At 30.1% G+C, this 24,115-nt stretch carries 18 protein-coding genes; 14 read left to right on the top strand and 4 right to left on the bottom strand.

Annotation, left to right across the window (positions count from 1 at the left end):
• Nucleotides 1-16: 16 nt before the first annotated feature.
• The 8 genes from ACTG3V_RS03695 to ACTG3V_RS03660 all read left to right on the top strand — a co-directional run bounded on the left by ACTG3V_RS03695 (nt 17) and on the right by ACTG3V_RS03660 (nt 8,613).
• Complete coding sequence (locus ACTG3V_RS03695; RefSeq protein ID WP_439130786.1) at nt 17-502, top strand: hypothetical protein; 486 nt, start codon at nt 17-19, stop codon at nt 500-502.
• Between the two features lie 91 nt (nt 503-593).
• Complete coding sequence (locus ACTG3V_RS03690; RefSeq protein ID WP_439130785.1) at nt 594-1,526, top strand: hypothetical protein; 933 nt, start codon at nt 594-596, stop codon at nt 1,524-1,526.
• 261 nt (nt 1,527-1,787) lie between these two features.
• Entirely contained in the window at nt 1,788-2,543 is a 756-nt protein-coding gene (locus tag ACTG3V_RS03685; RefSeq protein ID WP_439130784.1) for an SDR family NAD(P)-dependent oxidoreductase, read from the top strand.
• On the top strand, nt 2,515-3,180 hold the full coding sequence (locus tag ACTG3V_RS03680) for an HD domain-containing protein (RefSeq protein ID WP_439130783.1): 666 nt from the start codon (nt 2,515-2,517) through the stop codon (nt 3,178-3,180). Before ACTG3V_RS03685 ends, ACTG3V_RS03680 begins: the two co-directional genes overlap by 29 nt.
• Nucleotides 3,181-3,286: 106 nt before the next feature.
• Nucleotides 3,287-3,919: a lipoprotein signal peptidase gene (locus ACTG3V_RS03675; RefSeq protein ID WP_439130782.1), complete on the top strand. Its 633-nt coding sequence runs from the start codon at nt 3,287-3,289 to the stop codon at nt 3,917-3,919.
• A 64-nt stretch (nt 3,920-3,983) separates the two neighbouring features.
• Nucleotides 3,984-4,589 carry a DUF4230 domain-containing protein gene (locus ACTG3V_RS03670; protein WP_439130781.1) on the top strand — a complete coding sequence of 202 codons (606 nt, stop codon included), beginning with the start codon at nt 3,984-3,986 and terminating at the stop codon, nt 4,587-4,589.
• A gap of 30 nt (nt 4,590-4,619) precedes the next feature.
• Nucleotides 4,620-6,425, top strand: coding sequence for an excinuclease ABC subunit UvrC (uvrC, locus tag ACTG3V_RS03665; RefSeq protein ID WP_439130858.1), 1,806 nt, complete (start codon nt 4,620-4,622; stop codon nt 6,423-6,425).
• Complete coding sequence (locus tag ACTG3V_RS03660; RefSeq protein ID WP_439130780.1) at nt 6,415-8,613, top strand: patatin-like phospholipase family protein; 2,199 nt, start codon at nt 6,415-6,417, stop codon at nt 8,611-8,613. The genes uvrC and ACTG3V_RS03660 overlap by 11 nt, the downstream gene beginning before the upstream one ends.
• Before the next feature lie 21 nt (nt 8,614-8,634).
• On the opposite strand, the gene ACTG3V_RS03655 is transcribed toward ACTG3V_RS03660, so the two are convergent.
• Nucleotides 8,635-10,890: an inorganic phosphate transporter gene (locus tag ACTG3V_RS03655; RefSeq protein WP_439130779.1), complete on the bottom strand. Its 2,256-nt coding sequence runs from the start codon at nt 10,888-10,890 to the stop codon at nt 8,635-8,637.
• Between the two features lie 256 nt (nt 10,891-11,146).
• Here ACTG3V_RS03655 and ACTG3V_RS03650 point away from each other — a divergent pair, with 256 nt between their 5' ends.
• Nucleotides 11,147-13,885 carry a carboxypeptidase-like regulatory domain-containing protein gene (locus tag ACTG3V_RS03650; protein WP_439130778.1) on the top strand — a complete coding sequence of 913 codons (2,739 nt, stop codon included), beginning with the start codon at nt 11,147-11,149 and terminating at the stop codon, nt 13,883-13,885.
• Between the two features lie 211 nt (nt 13,886-14,096).
• Nucleotides 14,097-16,043 carry a hypothetical protein gene (locus ACTG3V_RS03645; protein ID WP_439130777.1) on the top strand — a complete coding sequence of 649 codons (1,947 nt, stop codon included), beginning with the start codon at nt 14,097-14,099 and terminating at the stop codon, nt 16,041-16,043.
• Nucleotides 16,044-16,121: 78 nt separating this feature from the next.
• Here the strand turns inward: ACTG3V_RS03645 and ACTG3V_RS03640 are convergent, their stop codons facing one another.
• The gene (locus ACTG3V_RS03640) at nt 16,122-16,550 is read right to left on the bottom strand and encodes a cation transporter (protein WP_439130776.1); all 429 of its coding nucleotides are present in this window, start codon (nt 16,548-16,550) and stop codon (nt 16,122-16,124) included.
• A 112-nt stretch (nt 16,551-16,662) separates the two neighbouring features.
• On the opposite strand from ACTG3V_RS03640, the gene ACTG3V_RS03635 reads away from it, so the two are divergent.
• Nucleotides 16,663-17,535 (top strand): DMT family transporter, encoded by an 873-nt coding sequence (locus tag ACTG3V_RS03635; RefSeq protein ID WP_439130775.1) that lies wholly within the window; start codon nt 16,663-16,665, stop codon nt 17,533-17,535.
• A gap of 69 nt (nt 17,536-17,604) precedes the next feature.
• On the opposite strand, the gene ACTG3V_RS03630 is transcribed toward ACTG3V_RS03635, so the two are convergent.
• Entirely contained in the window at nt 17,605-19,659 is a 2,055-nt protein-coding gene (locus ACTG3V_RS03630; protein ID WP_439130774.1) for a M16 family metallopeptidase, read from the bottom strand.
• A gap of 19 nt (nt 19,660-19,678) precedes the next feature.
• Nucleotides 19,679-21,001 carry a M16 family metallopeptidase gene (locus tag ACTG3V_RS03625; RefSeq protein ID WP_439130773.1) on the bottom strand — a complete coding sequence of 441 codons (1,323 nt, stop codon included), beginning with the start codon at nt 20,999-21,001 and terminating at the stop codon, nt 19,679-19,681.
• Between the two features lie 269 nt (nt 21,002-21,270).
• Here ACTG3V_RS03625 and rplU point away from each other — a divergent pair, with 269 nt between their 5' ends.
• The 3 genes from rplU (at nt 21,271) to ACTG3V_RS03610 (ending at nt 24,107) form a co-directional block, all read left to right on the top strand.
• On the top strand, nt 21,271-21,777 hold the full coding sequence (gene rplU / locus ACTG3V_RS03620) for a 50S ribosomal protein L21 (protein WP_439130772.1): 507 nt from the start codon (nt 21,271-21,273) through the stop codon (nt 21,775-21,777).
• A gap of 27 nt (nt 21,778-21,804) precedes the next feature.
• Nucleotides 21,805-22,065 carry a 50S ribosomal protein L27 gene (gene rpmA, locus ACTG3V_RS03615; protein ID WP_439130771.1) on the top strand — a complete coding sequence of 87 codons (261 nt, stop codon included), beginning with the start codon at nt 21,805-21,807 and terminating at the stop codon, nt 22,063-22,065.
• 134 nt (nt 22,066-22,199) lie between these two features.
• Nucleotides 22,200-24,107 (top strand): sensor histidine kinase, encoded by a 1,908-nt coding sequence (locus tag ACTG3V_RS03610; RefSeq protein WP_439130770.1) that lies wholly within the window; start codon nt 22,200-22,202, stop codon nt 24,105-24,107.
• Nucleotides 24,108-24,115 lie beyond the last annotated feature (8 nt).

Genomic DNA, 24,115 nt, shown 5'->3' with positions numbered 1-24,115 from the left:
AAGTAAAACCTTACACATGAAAACACTAAAAATTTTATCATTATTTATAGCCATTACCAACTTTTCGCAATGTGGTAGTTTACAATTTGATGAAAAACCACCATTTAAAATTACAAATGCAGTTTATGAAAACTGGACAGGTGGTCAACCAGGGGTTCAAGGAACAAACGTAAAAATCAACTATACCACAAAGGAAGATATTGATTTTGAAAATGTGTATTTTAGAAATAAAGTAACAAATCTTCAAACTAAAAAAGCAACATCTGGTAAATTAGTTATTGGTTATTTTAAAACATCAACAAAACAAAATGAAGTTGCAATTGATAACAACCCAACCAAAGAAATCAATAATCCTGTACCAGTTATCCAAAAATTTCCCTTTAAACTTCATGAAAATGATGCTATCATCAGTTATAGAATCAATGGAAAATTAAAATATTATAAAATTAAATCACTCAAAAAAGAAAAATCAATTTCTTTTCCTTCAGCTGCTAAACAATAGAAAAACAAGAGTTTACCTTATTAGTCTTCGAGTATATTTTTTTTGGCACGCAATTTGAATAATTAAAAGCATAACCATAAAACCAAAGCTTATGAAGACGCTAAAACTACTATTTACGATTATCATTACAGGATCATTATTAAGTTCTTGTACAGTGTATAATGATGGGTTTGTAGATGATTATCCATTAACTTTAGAAGAAGTGGTTTCTGGTTACGATTTATGGTATGTAGATTATCATAGAACAACAGGAACAGGAGATGTACCTTATGTATCAAGAGCATTTACCTTATCGTTCATCAATGGTGTTTTATTTGCCAACAACAATATTGTTGATATTGGAAGAACAGGAAATGGTTTTGGAATTGATGTAGGTACTTACAATGCTTTTAACGGCTTTTTAGAAACCAATCATGATGTTGACGGTTTTAACGATTTTGAAGTCGATATTATTTCTAATAACGAAATTAGATTGTACAATGTTAGGGAAAATGTAGCCTACTATTTAATAGGATATAGCTTAAGTAATTTTGATTATGATAAGTTGTTTTATGAAAACATAGAGTACTTTTTACAAGAATATGAAGCATGGGAAAAAATAAAGGCTGTTGGCGGTACAGAAAACCCTTTTGATAGTGAAAACTACTTAGGTTTTACACCAGAAAATATAACAACATTTTATAGTTCTCAAGATGATTTTGGCACACAAATTGCAAATATTAATTGGGATTATGTAGGTGGATATGAAATATTTGATGTAAACGGTTTTGAAGACCTAAAAATTTTAACATTGAATTATGATGGTGGAGATATTGAAGAGTTTGAATTGAGCGTTATAAATGATGGACGAATTAGTCTATATCATATAAACTCAGATACTACTTATGATTTTGGAGGAAGAGGTTTTATACAGTATTTAAAAGGTGAAAAGAATGTTAAAACTGCCAAAGAACTTGTAAGGAATAACAATAGAAAACGTACTAAAATACAAAGGAAAACAAAGAATAGAAGAAATTTAAAATAAAGTTTGGTTAGTTGATTTTTAGTTGGTTATTAGTAAATAATCAACTGAAAGAGAAGCCACCCTGAGGAGGGTGGCTTTTTCGTTGTTTATAATTGATAAAAAGTTCGTTTATGAAATAACCTTTAAAAAAAATCAGTTTTATACTTTTGTTATCCTATTTTACAATATTTACTGGTAAATTGTACAACAAATCTGTCATTTATATTAAGGCAGAAATCTTAGTAAAAAAATAGATACCTCTTTATAGGAAAAACAAATATTATGAAAAAAACAGCATTTATTACAGGCGCAACTTCTGGTATTGGTAAAGCTACAGCAGAGTTATTTGCTAAAAACAACATCGGGTTAATTCTGTGTGGCAGAAGGCAAGAACGATTAAGCGAGTTGCAGAAAACATTAAGTAATCAAACAGAAGTAACTACACTCAACTTTGACGTTTCAAAAAGAGAAGAAGTTCAAAAAGCGATACAATCCTTACCCACAAATTTTCAAAACATCGATATTTTAATCAATAATGCAGGGAACGCTCATGGTTTAACCACCATACAAGAAGGTAGTATTGATGATTGGGATGCTATGTTAGATATTAATGTAAAAGGATTGTTGTACGTGTCAAAAGCAATTATCCCAAAAATGATTGAGAATAACGCTGGGTTTATTGTAAATATTGGCTCTACAGCTGGTAAAGAAGTCTATAAAAATGGCAATGTATATTGTGCCTCAAAATCTGCTGTAAACGCTTTAAATAAGTCTATGCGATTAGATTTAAACGAATACAATATTAGAGTTGCAGGCATTCACCCTGGTTTGGTAGAAACCGAATTTTCTAATGTACGTTTTAAAGGTGATACAGAAAGAGCAAAAACAGTTTACAAAGGTTTTAAAGCCTTACAAGCAGAAGATATAGCAGACATTATCAACTTTGTGGTTACAAGGCCTTATCACGTAAATATCGAAGATTTAATTGTGTATCCAACAGCACAAGCAAGTGCAACAATGGTTCATAAACAATTCTAGTTTTTTGGTTGAAGTGAATTTACATAAAAGCTGGTTTCAACTGGCAGAAAAATATTTTTCGGATGCTTCTGAAGCGTTGGTTTTGTGGGAAAATATTAAAAAAAACTATTCCTCAAAAAATCGGTATTATCATAATTTAATGCATATACATTCGATGTTACAAAAAGCATCGGAAAATAAATATCAAATAAAAAACTATGATGAATTGTTGTTTGCAATTTGGTTTCATGATATTATTTATTCAGTAACCTCAAATAATAATGAAGAAAAAAGTGCAGATTATACAAAAATAGCCTTAAAAGACATTCCAAGAGAAAAACTTGATATTGGTAGAATTTACAAATTGATTTTATCTACAAAAAAACATCAAATTATTGTACAAGATAATTTTGATAATGCTTTTTTATTAGACTTTGACTTGGCTATTTTAGGCGCTGATTGGGATGTTTATGAAATTTATATTCAAAACATTAGAAAAGAATATAAAATTTACCCCAGTTTCTTATACAATCCTGCAAGGAAAAAAGTATTATTGAATTTTTTAGACAGAGAAAAATTGTACTTCACAACTAAATATCAACATCTATTTGAAGAAAAAGCCAGAAAAAATATCTCTAAAGAAATTCAAATGTTGTAATAATATCACTGAACAAAACCCACAAAAACAAACTTTTAGACAGTTTATATATTGAGTAATCTATTCTGAATAATATTCTTATTTTTGTGACTTCAAATTCATAAAAATGTCTAAAAAGAATATTGCAATTCTTACTATTTTAATCACCATTATTTTAGATCAAATTATAAAAATCTATGTAAAAACACATTTTGTGTTGGGTGAAGAAGTTAAAGTTTTTGACTGGTTTAGAATCCATTTTGTAGAAAATAACGGCATGGCAATGGGCATTGAATTTGGGGGTAATGCTGGTAAACTTTTTTTAACATTATTTAGAATTGTAGCAGTGGGTGCTATTGTTTATTGGTTAATGGGTACCATAAAACGCAAAGTACATAATGCTGTAATTATTGGTATTTCTTTAATTTTTTCTGGTGCAGTTGGCAATATAATCGACTCTATTTTTTATGGCGTCATTTTTAATCATCCCAGTAACAAAGTAGCAACGCTTTTCCCAGAAACTACAGATGGTAAGTTGTTTTTTGGTAAAGTGGTAGACATGTTTTATTTTCCTATTTGGAGTGGTGATTTACCAGAATGGATTCCTTTTGTAGGTGGAGATCCATTTACGTTTTTTCAGTATATTTTTAATCCAGCAGATTCTTATATTTCTATTGGGGTTGCTTTGCTTTTTATTTTTAGCAAACAAGCTTTTCCTAAAGAAGAAAAGAAAGAAATTGAAACTACAACTGCAGAATAATAAATTTCCTCTTCGTTTTTTGTAACTTGTGTAACGATTCGTTTAATACGATTAATAACATTTTATGAAAATTTCAAGATACATCCTTGTTTTTTTAATCGGCTTTTTAATTGCCAAGTTTTGGTATCAGAAAGACGATAGGCATCAAACACAAGAAGAAACAAAAGTGGTTGTAAACTCAATTAAAAACCTAAGCAAATTAGTGGTTTCAAGCAGTAATTTCTCTGAAGTTTACAATTTTAAAGATTCTAAAAAGTATTTTTATGATTATGTTTCTTTTGATAAACAGGCAATTGTTACCGTAAATGCTAAAGTAGAAGTTGGTTACGACTTATCGAAACTAGAAGTTCAAATTGATTCTTTAGCTAAAAAAATATATATCAATAAAATACCAAAAGAGGAAGTTAGCATTGCACCTGATGTAAAATATTTCGATTTACAACAAAGTCAGTTTAATACATTTTCTAAAGAAGATTTGAATAAAATCAACCAAAAAAGTATCGAGAAAATCAAAGAAACATTGGCCTTAACATCTTTAAAAAAAGAGGCAAAAACACGCTTTTTCGAAGAAATTTCTAAAATTTATCAATTATCAGCCATTTACGGTTGGCAAGTTGTAGACAATACAAACTCAAATTTTTTAACAGAATTTGATGCGCTAATCGATTAATTTATCACTCAAAAATAAGTACTTTTGAGTATGTCTGCATCTTTAGAACTTCAAATACAAACCTTACCCAATGCTCCTGGAGTATATCAATATTTTGATAAGGAAGACAAGATTATTTATGTTGGAAAAGCTAAAAATTTAAAGAAAAGAGTAAGTTCTTATTTTACAAAAACACACGATAGTGGTAAAACCCGAGTACTTGTAAAAAATATTGTACGTATAAAACACATTGTTGTAAATACAGAAACAGATGCACTTTTACTAGAAAATAATTTAATCAAAAAGTACAAACCACGTTACAATGTTTTATTAAAAGATGATAAAACTTACCCTTGGTTATGCATAAAAAAAGAACGTTTTCCACGAATTTTTTTAACACGCAGAGTTATAAAAGATGGTTCTGAATATTATGGTCCTTATACTTCGGTTAGAACTGTAAGAGTACTTTTAGAGGTTATAAAAGATGTATATGCTTTACGCACATGTAATTACGATTTAAGTCCCCAAAAAATAAGCGAAGGCAAATATAAAGTGTGTTTAGAATATCATTTAAAAAATTGTAAAGGAGCTTGCGAGGCTTTAGAAACAGAATCGCATTACAACGAATCTATCAAAGAAATTCGAAACATTATCAAAGGTAATTTTAAAGAAAGTGTAGATCGTTTAACCAAATTGATGCATGATTTTGCTGCAAAAATGGAGTTTGAAAAAGCACAAAAAATTAAAGAAAAATTAGATAGATTAAGCAGTTATCAAGCAAAAAGTACTATTGTAAACCCTGCTATAAGTAATGTAGATGTGTTTAGTATTATTTCTGATGAAACCCATGGATATGCAAATTTCTTAAAAATTTCTAACGGTTCAATCATTCAATCGCATACTACAGAAATTAAGAAAAAGCTAGACGAAACAGATCAAGAATTATTAGAACTTTTTATTGTAGAAATTAGGCAACGTTTCCATTCACAATCTCCAGAAATATATGTGCCTTTTAAGGTGGCTATTGGTGAAAATATAAAAGTAACCATCCCTAAATTAGGTGATAAAAAACGAATTGTAGAACTCTCAGAACGCAATGCAAAATATTACAGACAAGAACAGTTTAAACAGATAAAAATTGTAGACCCAGATCGACATGTAAAACGCTTAATGGCACAAATGAAAAAAGATTTGCGTTTGCATGAAGAACCTAGACATATTGAGTGTTTTGACAACTCTAATATTCAAGGTACAAACCCTGTGGCTGCTTGTGTGGTGTTTAGAGATGGCAAGCCAAGCAAAAAAGAATACAGACATTATAACATAAAAACAGTTGTTGGTCCAGATGATTTTGCATCTATGGAAGAGGTAGTGTATAGAAGATACAAACGCTTACTTGCAGAAGGTGAATCTCTGCCTCAATTAATTATTATTGATGGTGGTAAAGGGCAACTTTCATCTGCTGTAAAAAGTTTAGAAATTTTAGGTTTACGAGGAAAAATTGCCATTATTGGTATTGCAAAACGTTTGGAAGAAATTTATTATCCAGATGATCCAATACCTTTATATTTAGATAAAAAATCAGAAACCTTAAAAATTACCCAGTTTTTAAGAAACGAAGCCCACAGATTCGGGATTACATTTCATAGAAACAAACGTAGTAAAAGTGCCATACAATCAGAATTAGAACAAATTCCTAACGTTGGAAAGCAAACTATTACCACTTTATTGCGTAAATTTAAATCGGCTAAACGTGTTAAAGAAGCTTCGTTTAATGATTTAAAAGAAGTTATTGGTAATGCAAGAGCCATAAAGGTGCATCAATTTTATCATCCAAAAAAAGAAAATGAAAACTAAACTCTTGCTTTTATCACTCGTATTTCCAGCTCTGATGTTGGCGCAGCAAAAGCAACCCAAAATTGGTTTGGTGTTAAGTGGTGGTGGAGCAAAAGGTTTTGCACATATAGGTGTTTTAAAAGAAATAGATAAAGCAGGTATTCAGTTAAATTACATTGGTGGTACAAGTATGGGCGCCATTGTTGGGGGTTTGTATGCTGCTGGTTATTCTGCCATTCAAATTGAAGAGATTGTAAAAAAAACTGATTTTGTAAATCTTTTAAGAGATAAATTACCCAGAAGTTCTGCCCCTTTTTTTGAAAAAGAATACTTAGAAAAAACTAAAATTACCTTGCCCGTTTCAAAAGGTAAAGTTGGTTTACCAAAAGGAGTATCTAAAGGACAAAATATTTTAAATTTATTGTTTGAATTATTAGATGCTACCGAAAACATCAACGATTTTTCTAAACTTCCCATACCTTTTTTTTGCTTGGCTACAGATGTAGAAACAGGTAGTGAAGTGTTGTTAGAAAAAGGCTCACTACCCATAGCATTAAGAGCAAGTGGCTCTTTTCCAACATTACTAAACCCTGTAAATATAGATGATAAACTACTTTTAGATGGTGGTATTGCCAACAACTTTCCGGTTTCTATAATGAAAGCAAAAGGTATGGATTTTATAATTGGTGTTGATGTTGAGGGTAGATTGTTTGAAAAAGAAAAACTAACCTCTGCAATTGAAATTTTAAATCAAATTTTGAGCTATCAAATTTATGATACAAGCAAAAAGGAAAAAGAGAAACTAGATGTTTACATACACCCAGATATTTATAAGTTTAGTGTTGTAGATTTTGATAAAAAGGATGAAATTTTAGAAAAAGGTAAAAATGAAGCAAAAAAATATACTAAAGTTTTTAAAGAACTTGCAGATAAGCAAAAAACTAAAAACAAGAAAACGCTTGTAAGTATCAATACAAATAAAAGATACATATCTAAAATAAATCTAAATGACTCTAAAGATTATACAAGGGCTTTTGTGTTAGGAAAGCTAAAAATTAGAGAAGGAGATAGTATTACTAGACAAGAAATATCGAGGCGAATAAACCTTTTATCTGCAACTAAAAATTATGACAGAATAACCTATAAATTACTAAGCCAAAAAGATAGTTCTTATCATTTAAACTTTACTGTAAAAGAAGGCAATGAAAACGCATACGTAAGTGTTGGTGCTCACTATGATTTATTATACAAATCTGGAGTTTTGGTAAATTACAATCAAAAACATGTACTAACAAATAACGACCTATTTTCTTTAGATGTTGTGTTGGGCGATAATCTTCGATACAATTTAAACTATTTTGTAGATAACGGTTTTTATATCAGTTATGGTTTTAAGTCTAGATACAATCACTTTAGAGCAAATTCTAAATTTAACCCTATAACCTCTCAGTATAGTACTATTAGTAGTATAGATTTACGATATACAGATATCACAAACCAACTCTTTTTTCAAACTACTTTCGATAGAAAGTTTGCTTTAGGTGTAGGGGCAGAGCACAAGTTTTTAAAAGCAACTACAGAAACCATTATTGTAAATGGTGAAAAAACAATTATAGACAATAGCAACTATTTTAATGTGTTTGGCTATTTAAAATTAGACACCTACAATAAAAAGCATTTTGTTACTAAAGGGTATTTTGCCGATTTAAATTTTAAATGGTATTTAAAGGCTAATAGCCATAATGAAACGTTTAAAAGTTTTGCCCAAACCCAAGGAACGTTGGGTTTTGCCACCACTTTTTTTGATAAATTAACGCTTAAAATTACAAATGAAGCAGGATTCACAATAAACACTGCAGGTTCTGATGTTTTCGATTTTTATTTAGGAGGATATAACCAAAACTATATAAATACTTTTGTTTCTTTATACGGATACGATTTTGCAGAATTATCTGGAGATTCTTTTGTAAAATCAGAGTTTTTGTTTAGATATGCTGTTGCAGAAAACCATTATGCAACATTTATTGCCAATTATGCAAGACTAGATAGTAATGTTTTTAAAGATATAGAAATATTTAAAGACATTAAGTCTGGGTATGCTTTAGGTTATAGCTACAATAGTTTAATTGGCCCAATAGAACTAAAGTATACTTGGTCTCCAGGAAGGCAACAAGACTTTTGGGTATTTAATTTAGGCTTTTGGTTTTAAAACTTAAAAGCTGAAAAACTTTTATTTAGTACTCAGATAAAACTCTTCATAAGTTTCTAGTAAGTTCATTAAAGCCTTCATTAAATCTTTTGTTTCAAGTAAAATACTAAAATATAAGGTTGAGTTTTTCGGGCTCGTTTCATCTGTTCTAATTCTTGCTACTTGCTTTTCTACAGATTTTGAAACGTTTTCTAAAAGCACTCTTTTATCAAACAAAATAGAATTTAAATCATCAAAACCACGAGATTTAAAAACATCACTAACATTGTCAAGAATTTGAGAAAGCTCGTTATTTATTGCTTTTAAATCTTTTAGTTGTCCCTTTTTTAAATTTTTGTGATTGTTGTTTACGTGTTTAAAACTAGCTCTTGATATGTAACTTATAGATTGTGCTGAATCTTGTAAATAGCCCAAAACCATAATATAAAAACGACTGGCTTGAACTGAGGTTTCGTCTAATGATTTAATAAAATAAAATACATTATCTTTTAAATCATCAATTTCATTATTTAACTTTTCTACGTGTTTGTCAGTTTTTCGTAGTTTGTTTAAATCATGATTTGCCAAGTCATTAACTACATTGGTGTAAAGCTTGCTTATTCTACTTGCAACACCAGAAATATGATCAGCACTTTCTTCAATTACGCCATTAATGGTAATTAATTCAGATCTTTCAATATGGGTTTTTCGCTTTATTTCTTTTGTTTTATTTCTATGCGCAATAGAATTTTTTGTAATTAAAAAAGCAACTAATAACAATAAAATAGGAATAAATGCAATACTTAAATCTATTAAATAAGCAACAATACCAGCAGCTACAAAGGCAATAATTGCCGTTAAAAACCAACCACCAATCACATTTAAAACACCAGCAACTCTGTACACTGCACTTTCACGACCCCAGGCTCTATCTGCTAAAGAAGTACCCATAGCTACCATAAAAGTAACATAAGTTGTAGATAATGGTAATTTCATAGAAGTTGCAATAGAAATTAGTACGCTGGCCATAATTAGGTTTACAGAAGCTCTAACCAAATCAAAGGCAGGCATTTCAAAAGTCTTGTCTTTTGGTAATCTAACTACGGGTTTTTCAAACTTTTCATTTATAAAATTTTGTGTTTTATTAGGAATCAAAAGGTTGATCCCTTTATTTAAAAACATCGCAAAACGAACCACAACTCGAGATAAATTGTTGGGTTGAAATTTTTCGTGTCCTTCTCCTTGTCTAGATAAATCAATACCTGTTTTTATAACATTTTGTGCCTTGCTAGATGTCCAAAGTGTAATCACCATAATTGCACCAGCCAATAACAATAGCCAAATGTTAGAGGGTACTTTTTTTGCTAAGCTACCCATTGAAAATAATTCTGGTGAGGTTCCAGAAATATTAAAAGCTTTACTCCAAGCCTCATAAGAATTTAATGCTGCAATTGGTACACCAATAAAGTTTACCAAATCGTTACCAGCAAATGCCATGGCTAAAGAAAAGGTACCAACACCAATAATGAGCACTAAAATATTTAGTTTAAAAATTTTGGTTATTAAATGGGAAAAAATGGTCCAAACGATAAAACTAATACCAATAATTTCTAAAGTGTTTCCCTCTAAATACCCCTGTAAACTTCCATAAAACTGAGTGCCTTTTAAACCTTTTATAATGATAAAATAGGTAATTGCTGTTATAGCAAAACCACCAAATAAAGAATTGATATAAGCTGGTCTACTTTCAAAATTAAAAGAGTAAATTATACGTGAAAAATACTGAACAATTGCCCCAACAGTAAAAGCAACAACTACCGATAATAAAATTCCTAAAATAATATTTGATGCTGTACTGTAGTTGATATATTGCCAAATTGCAGATAAACTTTGAGTATCATTTTGCGTAATTTTTATCAACGCAATTACCACTGCAGAACCTAACAATTCAAAAACAATAGAAACAGTTGTAGAGGTTGGCATCCCTAAAGAGTTAAACACATCTAACAACAAAATATCGGTAATCATAACCGCCATAAAGATGTACATTACATCTTGAAATACAAACATACTTGGGTTAAAAATACCTTTTCGTGCTACTTCCATCATACCACTAGAAGAAACTGCACCAAAGAATACACCAACACTAGCAATAATCATGATATTTCTAACAGAAATAGCTTTAGAGCCAATGGCAGAGTTTAAAAAATTTACAGCATCATTACTTACACCAACAACTAAATCTACAATTGCTAAAACAGCCAATGCAATTAGCATTAAAATATATGGATCTTCCATTTTTTGGTCTTCAATTTAAAAAAGCAAAGTTAAATACACAGCATATTGATAGTGTTATCTTAATGTTATGAAATTTTGCCCAAAAATTCGCAAGTAAAAGTATCATTTTTATTTTTATTCACTAGCAACAAATTACGATTTAAAGATTGATTTTGATAACACTAATTTAACAACTAATTAACTCAACCATAATTTACAACTAACATAGACTTTACAAAACAAACGGACTTTTGCACCAGTAAATAACATACATAAAATGAAAAAATTTTTATTGATTACTTTTTTCGCATTAAGCCAATTTTTAATGGCACAAGATAAAGGTAAATTAACAGGTTTGTTAACCGATAAAGAAACCAATAACGAACCTTTACCGTTTGCAAACGTACTTATTAAAGGCACTACTATTGGTGCAACTACAGATTTTGATGGTTTGTACTCATTTGCTGTTCCTGCAGGAACACATACTGTTGTTTTTAGTTTCTTAGGATATAAGACAATCGAAAAAACATTTACGATTAAAGCAGGAGAAACAGTAGCCATTAATCAATTAATGTCTGCAGAAGAAGGTGTTGCTTTAGATGATGTTGTTATAAAAACAACCACAAGCAAAGAAAAAGAATCTGCATTATTATTAAAACAAAAGAAAGCAACAGTAATTGTTGAAAGTATTGGTGCTGAAAGATTATCCAAAACAGGGGTGTCTAATGCTTCTAATGCAACAACAAAAATATCAGGTGTTACCAAAAGTGAAGGAACAGGAGATATTTATGTAAGAGGTTTAGGAGATAGGTATTTATCTACTACAATGAATGGTTTACCAATACCCTCTGACAATGTTGATAATAAAAATATCAACTTAAGTTTATTTCCAACAAGTATTATAGAGAACGTTGGTATCAGTAAAACTTATGCCACTTCTAATTATTTAGATCAAGCTTCAGGTAATGTAAATGTAGAAACCAAAGGATATAGAAGAAAAGAGTTTTCAATTGGTGTTTCAGGGGGATCTAATACAAATGTAATGGGACAGTTTGGTGATTTTAGAAGAACCATTATTACAGATGATGTAACTATGGGATTTCATCAAAAGCAATTTGCGGTTCAAGATTTAATTACAAGACAAGGTTGGGATACTAGAAGTCAAAGTACACCTTTAAATTTTAATATTTCATTATCTGGAGGCACAAAATTTGATGTTTTTGGTAAAGAATTATCAGTTTTTGCAACGGCTTCACATTCAAAGTCATTTAATTATCAAAACGGATTATTTAAAATTGCAAGAGCAAATATCGTAGAACAAATTTTTGACGATGTAGAAATCTTTAGCTCTAACGTAAATACAACTGCTTATGCTAACCTTGGTTTAAAATTAAGTGATGACCATAAAATTAAATTCAACTCTTTATTTGTAGCAAAAAGCATAGACTATTTATATGAACAAGGAAGAAATGGAAATGGTTTTGTTTTTGAACAAGAGCCAGAAGAAGATGGCGCATTTGTAAGAGACCAAAACTTTAAACAAACTTTAATGTTTGTAAATCAAGTTTTAGGAGAGCATAATTTGTTTGAAAATAACACTTTAAAATGGGCAGTAGGTTTCAACTTTATTTTAGCTGAAGAACCTAATAGAATTAGAAATGAAGTTAGCATTTTAAACCCTACAACAGTTCAATATGCAAATAACAGTGCATTTCAACAAAGAAAATCAAGCCAAAAAATTGAGGATAACGAAATCAATGCATATATAAAAGACAGTTGGTCTTTAGGTGAAGCAAATGAAGATGACAATTTACCTTACAAACTTAATTTTGGTGTAAACTATAGGCATAAAGAAAGAAACTTTAGATCTCTTTTTATTGGGGTAGATGCAGATGGTTTTCAAGTACCAAGTGTAGATGAGTTTTCTTCAACATTTACATCAACAGCATTTAACAATGGTTTACGATTGGTAGAAAGACCTTTAGATAGGTATAATGGTACTTTTAATGCAGTTGCTGGTTTTGCGGATTTCGATTTTCAATTTAATAAATTTACAGGTAATGTAGGTGTACGATATGAAAGAGATGAAATTTATGTAGAATGGGATGTTGCTAACTTTCAAGGAAGAACAGGTTCTTTAAATAGAGACTATAACAACATCAACCCAAGTATTAACTTAAAATACGAGTTAAATGATAGAAATTTTGTTCGTTTTGCAACAAGTATTTCACAAACCTTGCCAGAATTTAAGGAGTTTGCACCTTTTGAGTATGTATCTCCAACAGGTAGGGTAACGAAAGGTAATCCAGACATAGAAAGATCTAACGTTTACAATGTTGATTTAAAATGGGAGTTTTACCCAAGTAGAGAAGAATTGTTTTCTGTAACAACATTTTATAAAAAAATTGAAGACCCTATCAACTTAGCACAAGCAAGAGGTTCTGCAGGTATCTTTCAATTTAATAACACTGGAGATGAAGCAAACATTTTTGGAATTGAAGTAGAAGGTAGAGTAGGGTTTTTACAAAACGATGATGAAGAAAACCTAATGAGCTTAACAGGTAATGTTACACAAATGTGGTTAACACAAGATTTATTAACTAATTTTCAATACAATAATAAAACTGAATCTTCATTACAAGGGGCATCAGACTTTATTTTAAATTCTTCACTTTCTTACAGTAATAAAAAAGAAAGAGAATTTATAGCTACATTATCTGGAAACTATTCATCAGACAAAATATTTGCATTAGGTAGCCCAGAGAGTTTTGCAAGTAGTGATACTTTATTTAATGAAGAAATTATTGAGAAAGGTTTTGTAACCTTAGATTTGGTATTGAGCAAAGAAATTACAGAAAAATTAACAGCTCGATTTATTGGAAGAAATTTATTAAATCCTTCTATAAGACAAACACAAGATATTAGAAACTTAAATACAGGTATTACAACAACAGAAACTGTTTTGCAGTATAAAAAAGGCAGTCAGTTATCGTTAAATTTAAAATACACCTTTTAAAGAAATACTTGTATTAATTTCATATTTATAGAAAAACGGTTTTTAACTTAAAAGTTAAAAACCGTTTTTTTTTATGGCGTAACACTGAGTTAACAAAAAGCCTTTTTTCTTTTTTAACATTAACAATCACTTAATATTTACTTAAACAACAAGACAACAATTAATATCATTTTTGTGGAACTGAAACAAACAAAAAAATAAAATAAAAAAAATGAAAAATTTTAAATTCTTATTTCTATTTGCTACAATCTTAGCATTTACTTTTACAAGTTGTGGTGATGATCCAGATCCAATTATCACAGAAGAGTCTCCAGTAATTGAAAATCTTAAAAACGGTATAATGAACGGTAAGTTAGAAGAAGACTTTACCTTAGATGCTTCTGTTTCTTATACATTAAGTGGTTCTTTTCTTATCGATGATGGCGTAACATTAAATATACCTGCAGGTACTCAAATTAATGCAGTAGCTAATGGTGTTGATATTTATATCGCTGTTTTACAAGGAGGTAAAATTAATATAAATGGTACTACAGGAAATCCTGTAATTATGGCTTCTACAAATGGTGCTCCTGGAGATTGGGGTGGTTTAACCTTATGTGGTAAAGCAACTACAACAGCAGGTGCAGATGCAACTGCAGAAGTTGGTGGTTTTATTTATGGAGGATCAACAGATGGAGATAGTTCAGGGATAATCAGAAACTTAATTATTAGAGGAACTGGTGCTGCAATTAATGCAGAGTCAGAGTATAATGGTGTTTCTTTTTACGCTGTAGGATCAGGCACAGTAGTTGAAAACTTAGCAGTTATTGACGGTGCTGATGATGGTGTTGAATTTTTTGGAGGTACAGTTTCTGTAAACAATCTGTATTTAGAAAACAATGAAGATGATGCAATCGACTGGACAGAAGGTTGGAATGGAACAGTTGCAAACGCTTATGTTGTAAATACAAAGGCAGATTTTTCTACAGTGGTTGAAGCTGATAAAGAAAATGGAAACCCTAAATTAACAAACCTAACAGCTGTTTCTTCTGTAGGTGGTACAGCTTTACAGTTTAAAAAACAATCTGGTGCTACAATTACAGGTTTATCTTTAGTTGGTTATGACGTTACTGTAGATATGGCTGATGACGGACCATTAGCAAACGTTATCATAGATGGTTTAACTGCAGATCCTGCATTAAGTTATAATGCTGCAGCTACTGTTGATGTTGCAAACTTTTCTTGGGCAAGTGCAGAATTAACAGAAGTTGTAGATTTAAGCGGAACTTTAAATTCAACATTAACTTTAGATAGTTCTAAAAAGTACAGATTAAGTTCATCATACATTGTTGAAGCTGGTGGTAAATTAATTATTCCAGAAGGTACAAAAATAAGTGCTAGAGCTGGTGGTGTAGATGTATATATAGCGGTTTTAATCGATGGCGAAATAGATATTCAAGGAACTCCATCAAATCCTGTAGTAATGTCTTCTGTAGCTGCTGAGCCTGGAGATTGGGGAGGTTTAACTATTTGTGGAAAGGCGACAACTACATCTGGTGCAAATTCAGAGGCTGAAGTCGGTGGGTTTGTTTATGGTGGTACAACAGATGATGATAGCTCAGGTTCTATCAAAAATTTAGTAATTAGGGGTACTGGTGCTGCTATTAATCCAAATTCTGAATATAATGGTATTTCTTTATACGCTGTTGGTTCAGGAACTACAATAGAAAATATAGCTGTTATCAATGGTGCAGACGATGGTATCGAATTTTTTGGAGGTACAGTATCTGTAACCAATATTTACCTAGAGAACAACGAAGATGATGCAGTAGACTGGACAGAAGGTTGGAATGGTTCAGTAACTAATACTTACATTTCTCATACCATTGATAACTTTTCAACTGCTTTTGAAGCAGACAAAGAAAATGGAAATCCTATGTTTACAAACGTAACTGCAATCTCAACTACTGGTGGTATTGCTTTACAATTTAAAAAACAATCTGGAGCAACTATTACAAACCTTTATTTAAGTGGTTATGACACTAACATTGATATGGCTGATGATGGACCTTTAGCAAATGTTATTATTGATAGCGTTGCTGCTACATTAACAGGTACCTACAATACAGGTTCTCAAGTTGAAATTTCTGGTTGGTCTTGGATCAATGCTGAATTATAAATAATAAAGAAAAAGGAAAATTACACAATAAAAAAGCAGGCTAAAAGCCTGCTTTTTTTAGTTTATAAACTTTGATGGTTAAGCTTTTTTGTCTTTACAACAAGCCATAGTGCAACCTTCTTTACACTCCATTTTTTCTGCTTTCATTTCACATTTTTCTTTACATGCATCAGTACAAGTATGTGCTTTTTTAGTAGCTTCAGAAGCTTTATACATTTCACCACCAGCAATACCATCAACAAAAGCAATTAAGTCCTTTTTAGAAGTTGTATTAGCATCAAACTGAATGTTGGCAATACTATCTGTAAAAACAACTTTAGCGTCTAAAACACCTTCTTTTTTAGATAATTTAGATTGTATGGTTTTTGCACAACCAATTTCGCAAGTCATACCAGAAATGGCAAGAGCTACAGTTTCTTTTTTAACTTCTTTTGGTGTTTCATTTTTACAACCTGTTACAATAAAACATGCTATCGCTATTGTAAATAGTATTTTTTTTGTTTTCATTAGAATCTATTATTGAGTTATGCTACAAATTTATTAATAAATACATGCGAATCTAAAAAATTGTAACATTTTTGCACAAAATTTAACTGATACTGAAATAAATACAGCATAAATGAATAATCAACAACAAAAATGGTTGTATTTAATATTACTAGCGTTAGTTTGGGGAAGTTCTTTTATATTAATGAAAAAAGCTTTAATTGGCCTAACACCAATTCAATTGGGTGCTTTACGCATTATTTTTACCGGAATTTTTTTATTTTCAACATCAGCATCATCCTTAAAAAAAATTCAAAAAAAACATTGGAAATACATCACATTTACTGCTTTTGCTGCTAGCTTTTTTCCGGTGTTTTTGTTTGCATTTTCTGTAAATCAAATTGATAGTGCTGTAGTTTCTATTTTAAACTGTTTTACACCTTTTAATACACTTATTTTTGGGGCAATATTATTTGGTTTTGCTTTTCGAAAAGTTCAGTTTTATGGCATATTAATTGGTTTGCTGGGCTGTGCAATTTTAATTTTAAGTGGTGCTTCTTTAAATGAAAATCAAAATTATTGGTATGCTATTCTGGTTTTAATTGCTTCAGTAGGTTATGCATTAAATGTGAATATGGTTAAGAAGTATTTGCAAGATGTACCACCAAGAGCTATAGTTACTGGTAATTTTTTATTGATTTTTATCCCTGCAATCATAGTTTTATATGCTACTGGTTTTTTTAGTGATTATGTTTATGATAGAAAGGGTTTATTAGCTTTGGGTTATGTAGCTATTTTAGCTGTTTTTGGTACGGGTTTGGCAAAAATAATGTACAATAAATTGGTACAAATTTCTACTCCTATTTTTTCATCTTCAGTAACTTATATCATTCCTTTAGTAGCTGTTTTTTGGGGTTTTTTTGATGGTGAAAAATTTGGGTTAGTACAACTATTTGGTGGAATCATTATTTTACTAGGCGTGTACTTAGTAAATAGTAGAAAATAATTTACGGTAAAAAAAAAGAGCCAAAACTTACATTTTGACCCTTTTTGGTATTCTTTTTTCTAAAAAGATTTATTTAAAATCCTCATCAGAAACGCCTTCGTTTATTTTAATTTCTTGAACTTTGAAGTTTAAATCCATTGGACCAGATTTGGTGCTTATTGTGTGAGGGAATAAGATTCCATTCACTTCTTTATAATCACTAAATTTTGTCGGTACTTTTACCTCACCATTTGGCGTTTTTACCGTTTTTACTTCTTGAGCTTTTAAGCCTGTTTTTACATTATAGAAAATTTCTGTAGTTCCGTTTTTTATCACATAAAAATTATCACCATCAATTGGCTCTATTCTATCCAACTTTCCAGATGTATAAGTAATGTCTGAAAATGGTTGTGCACTTGCTTTTGCTTCTTCAATTTGTGCAGCTTGCATATCCATTTTTCTTCCTTGCATTTCTTGATAACCAGCAGAACCATCAAAAATTACTTTTTGCATTGTATTACCCATAACTGTAACTACTAAAGATGATTTGTTAGGGGCTGCAACTTTGGTTGTCATAACCAAAGGTGTACCTTGAATTGTAGCATTAGCTACTGTCATTACAGATTTAACTTCCATAACTTTATCCTTACCACCAATAGCTTCCATATACTGATCTACTACAGTTGCAGCAGTTACACCTTCTGGAATTGGCATGGTCATTTCTGGTTTTTCAGTCGGATTTCCTTTTTTATCAAAATATTTAATTACATAATCTGTTTTTTCAAGATTGTCTAGAATGTCTATGGCTTTCCCTGTAATAACAATTCTAGCCTTATCAGCTTTAAAATATTTAATAGCAGCATTTTGAACATCATCTAAAGTAACTGCATTAATATTTTTAAGATAATTTTCGTAATAATCTTCAGGTAAGTCGTTTTGTAAAATATTTAACGCATAACCAGCAATTGTACTTGGGTTTTCAACGTTTTTAATAAAGTTACCTACATATTTTGCTTTTGCAATATCTAAATCTTCTTGTTTTGATTTTTTGTAGCGAATCTTATTAATTTCTTTCATAAATTCAACTACAGCACTGTCTGTTACTCTATTTCTTACAGAGGCAGAAGCAATAAATCTACTTGCATATCTGCTTGAACCTATTCCAGAGCCAGAACCATAAGTGTAACCTTTGTCTTCACGAAGATTTTTATCTAACATTCCTGTTGGGCCACCACCAAGAATTTGATTGGCTAATAGTGCTGCAAAATAATCTTTATCGCTCATTTTTAAGTCAACAGTATTAATAACAGATACTTCTGTTTGTACAGCATTAGGCATGTTAATAAAGTTGATTTCTGTAGTAGCAGGGTTTTTAACTTCTGGTAATTCAGGAAATACTTGACTAGCTTCATCAGCTTTTTTCCAAACTCCGAATAATTTTGTAATTTGTTTTTTAACCGTTTTAAAATCTACATCACCAATTACAACTAAATAGGCATTGTTTGGCTTAAAAACTTTATTGTAGTAATCTTTAACATCTTGTAAAGTGATATTTTTTAATGTTTCTTCTGATGTAAATTCTCCATAAGGATGATCTTTACCATAGGTTAGTAAACGATTTACTCTACCAGCAATTGCAGATACACTGCTTTCAGAATTTTTAATACCATCAAGAGATTGTTTCATTTGCTTATCAAATTCTTCTTGACTAAATACAGGGTTTAAAGCGGCATCAGCCATTAATTCTAATACTCTTGGAAAATATTTAGACAAGGAACTTGCAAAAGCACTTTCTGAACCAAAACCAATATTTGATCCTAAATAATCTACTTCATTATCAAATTTTTCTTTAGAAATCGTTTTGCTACCTGTTCCTAACATGCCACCTACAAAACTTTCTACACCTTTTTTATCACCTTTAGCAATTGGTGGGTTGTCTATATTTAAAGTTACAGAAACTCTTGGTAGTTTGTGGTTTTCTACTACCAAAACTTGTAAACCGTTTGGCAATGTAAATTTTTCTGGCTTACCAATATTAATTTTTGGTGCAGGACCAGATTCTGGTATTTTAGTTCTATCTACCTGTGCTGAAACTGTTAATGATAGAAATAAAAAAGTTATTATTGAATATATCTTTGTTTTCATTATTCTTCTTTTTATTTAATTATTTCTTTTGTGAAGCTGGTAAGTAATCTATTACAACGCGTCTGTCTTTCGCTAAATATTTCTTAGCTACCTCTCTAATTTCTTCTTTGGTAATAGAGTTAATAATTTCTAATTCTTTATTAATTCTATTGGTGTTACCAGCTAATAAATAGTTTCTTGCCAATGTTGTTGCAATACCACGAATGCTAGAATTTGAAGCCACAAATTGATTCTCGAACTTGTTGCGTACTTTTTGTAAATCTTCATCAGAAATTAATTCGGTTTGTAGTTTTACTATTTCTTCATCAACTTCTTTAATTAAATCGTCGGCATTTGTTCCTTGAGATAATATTGATCCAATTAAGTACACACTATAATCTTCTAAAGGTCTAGAAAAAGAAAATGCTTGTAATGCCATCTTTTTGTCATCTACTAATTTCTTGTATAGTCTAGAACTTTTACCATTACTTAAAATTGTAGAAATTACATCTAATACTTTTGCATCTCTTTCTTTAAATGATGGAGTTTTAAAACCCATACCAACCAAAGGTAATTGAATATTGGCATCGTATTCTTTAACTCTTTTTTCTGCTGTTCTTTCCTTTTCTACAATTTTATTTCTTTCAGGAGCCGATCTTTTAGGGATAGGTTCAAAATAATTTTTAATCCAAGTTTTTGCTTGCGATTTTTCAAAGTCTCCAGCAACTACCAAAACAGCGTTATTTGGCATGTACCATTTGTCATAGAAAGCTTGAAACTCTTCAAGTTTAGCAGCATCTAAATCTTTAATATAGCCTATCATTGGCCTACCATAGTTATGATCATCAAAAATGTGTTTATACACATCACCATAAATAACTTTTCCATAAGGAGCGTTATCCATACGTAGTTTTTTTTCTTCTTTTACAACTTCATTCTGAGTGTCAACAGCCTTTTGATCTATAATTGGGTGCAGTAATCTTTCAGACTCCATCCAAAGGGCCAATTCTAATTCGTTAGATGGGTAGGTTTGATAATAATTTGTTCTATCCCAATCTGTGCTTGCATTTCCAGAACCTCCTCTTGCAGATTGAATTTCGCTCCATTTACCTCTTGGAATATTCTTGGTTCCAGTAAACAATAAATGTTCATAAAAATGAGCCATACCAGTTTTACCATCTACTTCATCTTTTGCACCTACGTGATACATTACTTCAACAGTTACTAAAGGAGCAGAACTATCTTGATGTAAAATTACATGCAATCCATTACTTAAATCGTACTCTTCAAACTCTACTTTTTGTGCATTTGCTGTAAAGGCAAGTAGCATAGCAGAAGCAAGAGATAAAATACTTTTCTTCATTGATTTTTATTTAATTTTTAATTAATTTTTTTTGTTTGACGCAAACTTATCTGTTTTGTAACAGAAAAATCATAGCCAATTTAGAAATATCAAAAATAATGAAGCTAATGTTAAAATAACAGTTAAAATAATAGGAATATAACAATAACTGCCATAAGATTAATTTATTAGCGTACATGTTGATAAGTTTTAAAAAAAATGTATATTTGCATCCGCATTTTCAAGAAGTTAAAATGCATTAATTAGTATAAATACGCAAAATTAATAGTATGTACGCAATCGTAGAGATAGCAGGGCAGCAATTTAAAGTAGCAAAAGACCAAAAGGTATACGTTCATCGTTTACAAGGAGAAGAAGGATCAAAAGTAACTTTTGATAATGTTCTTTTATTAGATGATGATGGTAAAGTATCTATTGGCGCCCCAGCTATAGAAGGAGCTTCAGTAACAGCTCAAATTCTAGGTCACTTAAAAGGTGATAAAGTTATCGTTTTCAAAAAGAAAAGAAGAAAAGGATACAAAAAGAAAAATGGACACAGACAGTATTTAAGCGAGATTCAGATAGAGTCTATTGCTGCTACTGGTGCTAAAAAATCAGCAAAAAAAGAAGCGGCTCCTGCTAAAGAAGAGGCTCCTAAAGCTGTGGTAAGTGAAGAAGCAACAACAGATTATAGTTCTATGACTGTTGCAGAATTAAAAGCTGTTGCTAAAGAACAAGGTATCTCTGGATATACTTCTTTAAAGAAAGCAGAATTAATTGAAGCGCTAACTAAATAAAAATTTCAATTTTAAAACCATAATACAATGGCACATAAAAAAGGAGTAGGTAGTTCGAAGAATGGTAGAGAATCAGAATCGAAACGACTAGGTGTAAAAATATTTGGTGGGCAAGCTGCAATTGCAGGAAATATTATTGTTCGTCAAAGAGGTACAAATCACAATCCAGGAGAAAACGTTTACATGGGTAAAGATCATACTTTACATGCAAAGGTTGATGGTATTGTAGAATTCGAAAAGAAAAGAGATAACAGATCGTATGTTTCTGTAACTCCATTCGAAGCATAAGCAATTAGCTTAATCTATAAAATAAACTCAAACATTAAATTGTTTGAGTTTTTTTATGCTTTTTTTTAAGATATATTAAAATCTTTAGTTAGTTTTATATGAAATTATGAATCCCTTTATATGAAACCCCTCTTATGAAACTTCTTTTATACTTTATCATTTGCTTAATTTCTTTCAATTTTTATGCCCAAACCAATAAAAATTATCAGAAAACAGAAGAATTTATTTTAAATTCTCAAAAAGATTCTGCTGTTTATTATGTAAATAAGCTAGAAGATGGAGACGATAAAAGCCTTCTAAAAAAAATAATTTTAGAAGATAATCTGTCGTATTCAGATTATTATGAATTTTTATTAAACTTATCAAAAAGACAAAATATAGACTTTGTAGAGGTTGCTAGTTTTATTAATAAAAAAATTAAAGAACCACAAAATTATACCACTTTAAATAAGGACTTTTTTAATATTAAATGGACTTTAATTACCCAATTAAGAGATAAAGCACTTTTAGATTTAGCATTACTAGAACAGGGTAAGCTAGAAAGCTATGTAGCAAACTTCACAAAAAAAAATAACAATTTTTTATGGGCTAACACCAAATTACAAACCCACCCAATTGTAATGTATTTTATTGAAAATGAAATTGAAGAGGGTAAAGCACTTGCGCAAAAATGTATCGATATTGCTAGAGAACAAAAAGATGTTGAGTTAGAAATTATTTTTTTAAATTACTATTTGCCTTTTTATGTTAAAGAGCAAAAATTAAATGAGTATATAAAAACATGTGAAGATATTCTTGAGCTTGAAAAAAAGCTACCAGAGAAAAGTCAGTTTTACTACAGCACAATAACAGATCTTATAAATGCGTATATTTTTAAAGGAGGGTATGATGAAAAAGTATTACTGTTAATGGAAGAGTTGTACAATTCACATTCTAGAATTTATTCTTATTCTTTGTATGCGCAATTAATATCTACAGTTAGTCCAGATGCGGAATTAAAACAAAAAATACTCTCTAAGTTTAAAGTTAATAATGTTTTAGAGTTGGTTCAGAAATTTGAAGAATTAGGTAAAGGCTTAAATTTAAACGATTATTTTGGTTTAATTAATAGTTGTGCACTTGCATTAGCATCACATAATTACTATAAAGAAGCTTTAGATTACAAACATAGTGCTATAGAAATTACGAGAAAAATATATTCTCAAGAACTCTCTGAATCATTGGCAACTTTTAAAACAGAACAGGCAGTAAAAATTAAAGAACAAGAAATTATTTTAGAAAAAGAAAAAACCAACTTATACTTAATTATTGCTTCTCTATGTTTTGCTTTATTTTTAATTGCATTTTTTGTTGTTAGAAAACTTAAAAAACAATCAGCAGAACTTTCTAAAACCAATAAATTGGTAAAAAAATCTTTAGAAGAAAAAGAGTTACTGATTAAAGAAATGCACCATCGTGTTAAAAATAATTTTCAATTAATTACTAGTTTATTAGAGTTGCAAACAGAAGAAATTCAAGATGAAAAAGTAATTGAGCTTTTAGAAAAAGGAAAAAGTAGAATAAAATCGATGTCTTTAATCCATCAGAAATTATATGCAAGTCAATCTGATTTAATTAAATTTGATGAATTTATACATTTATTGGTTCAAGAACTCACTTTCTTATACAAGTACGAAGATAATTTAAGTTTAGAAATTAATGTTAACGAAATTTATTTTGATGTAGATACAGCAATTCCTTTAGCCCTAATTTTAAATGAATTAGTTATCAATTCTTTTAAACATGCCTTTAAAAAACAGCAAAATAACACCCTTTATATTTCTTTATTAAAAAAATCAACAAACAATTATGAGTTAATATTTAAAGATAATGGACCTGGTTTTATGAATAATTTTAGAATTCAAGACACAAAAAGTGCTGGTTTAAAATTAGTAGAAAGGTTAGTAAAGCAACTACAAGGTAGCATGCAAATTACCAACCAATCTGGTGTAAGATTTCAAATTTTATTTAAAGATACTTTAACGAGAAAACAAATAATTTAGTAGTAAAC

It is taken from the genome of Polaribacter sp., assembly GCF_965660385.1.
Lineage (GTDB): Bacteria > Bacteroidota > Bacteroidia > Flavobacteriales > Flavobacteriaceae > Polaribacter.
Note: the sequence above shows the minus strand (reverse complement) of the source record. Positions and strands in the feature narration are given on the sequence as shown.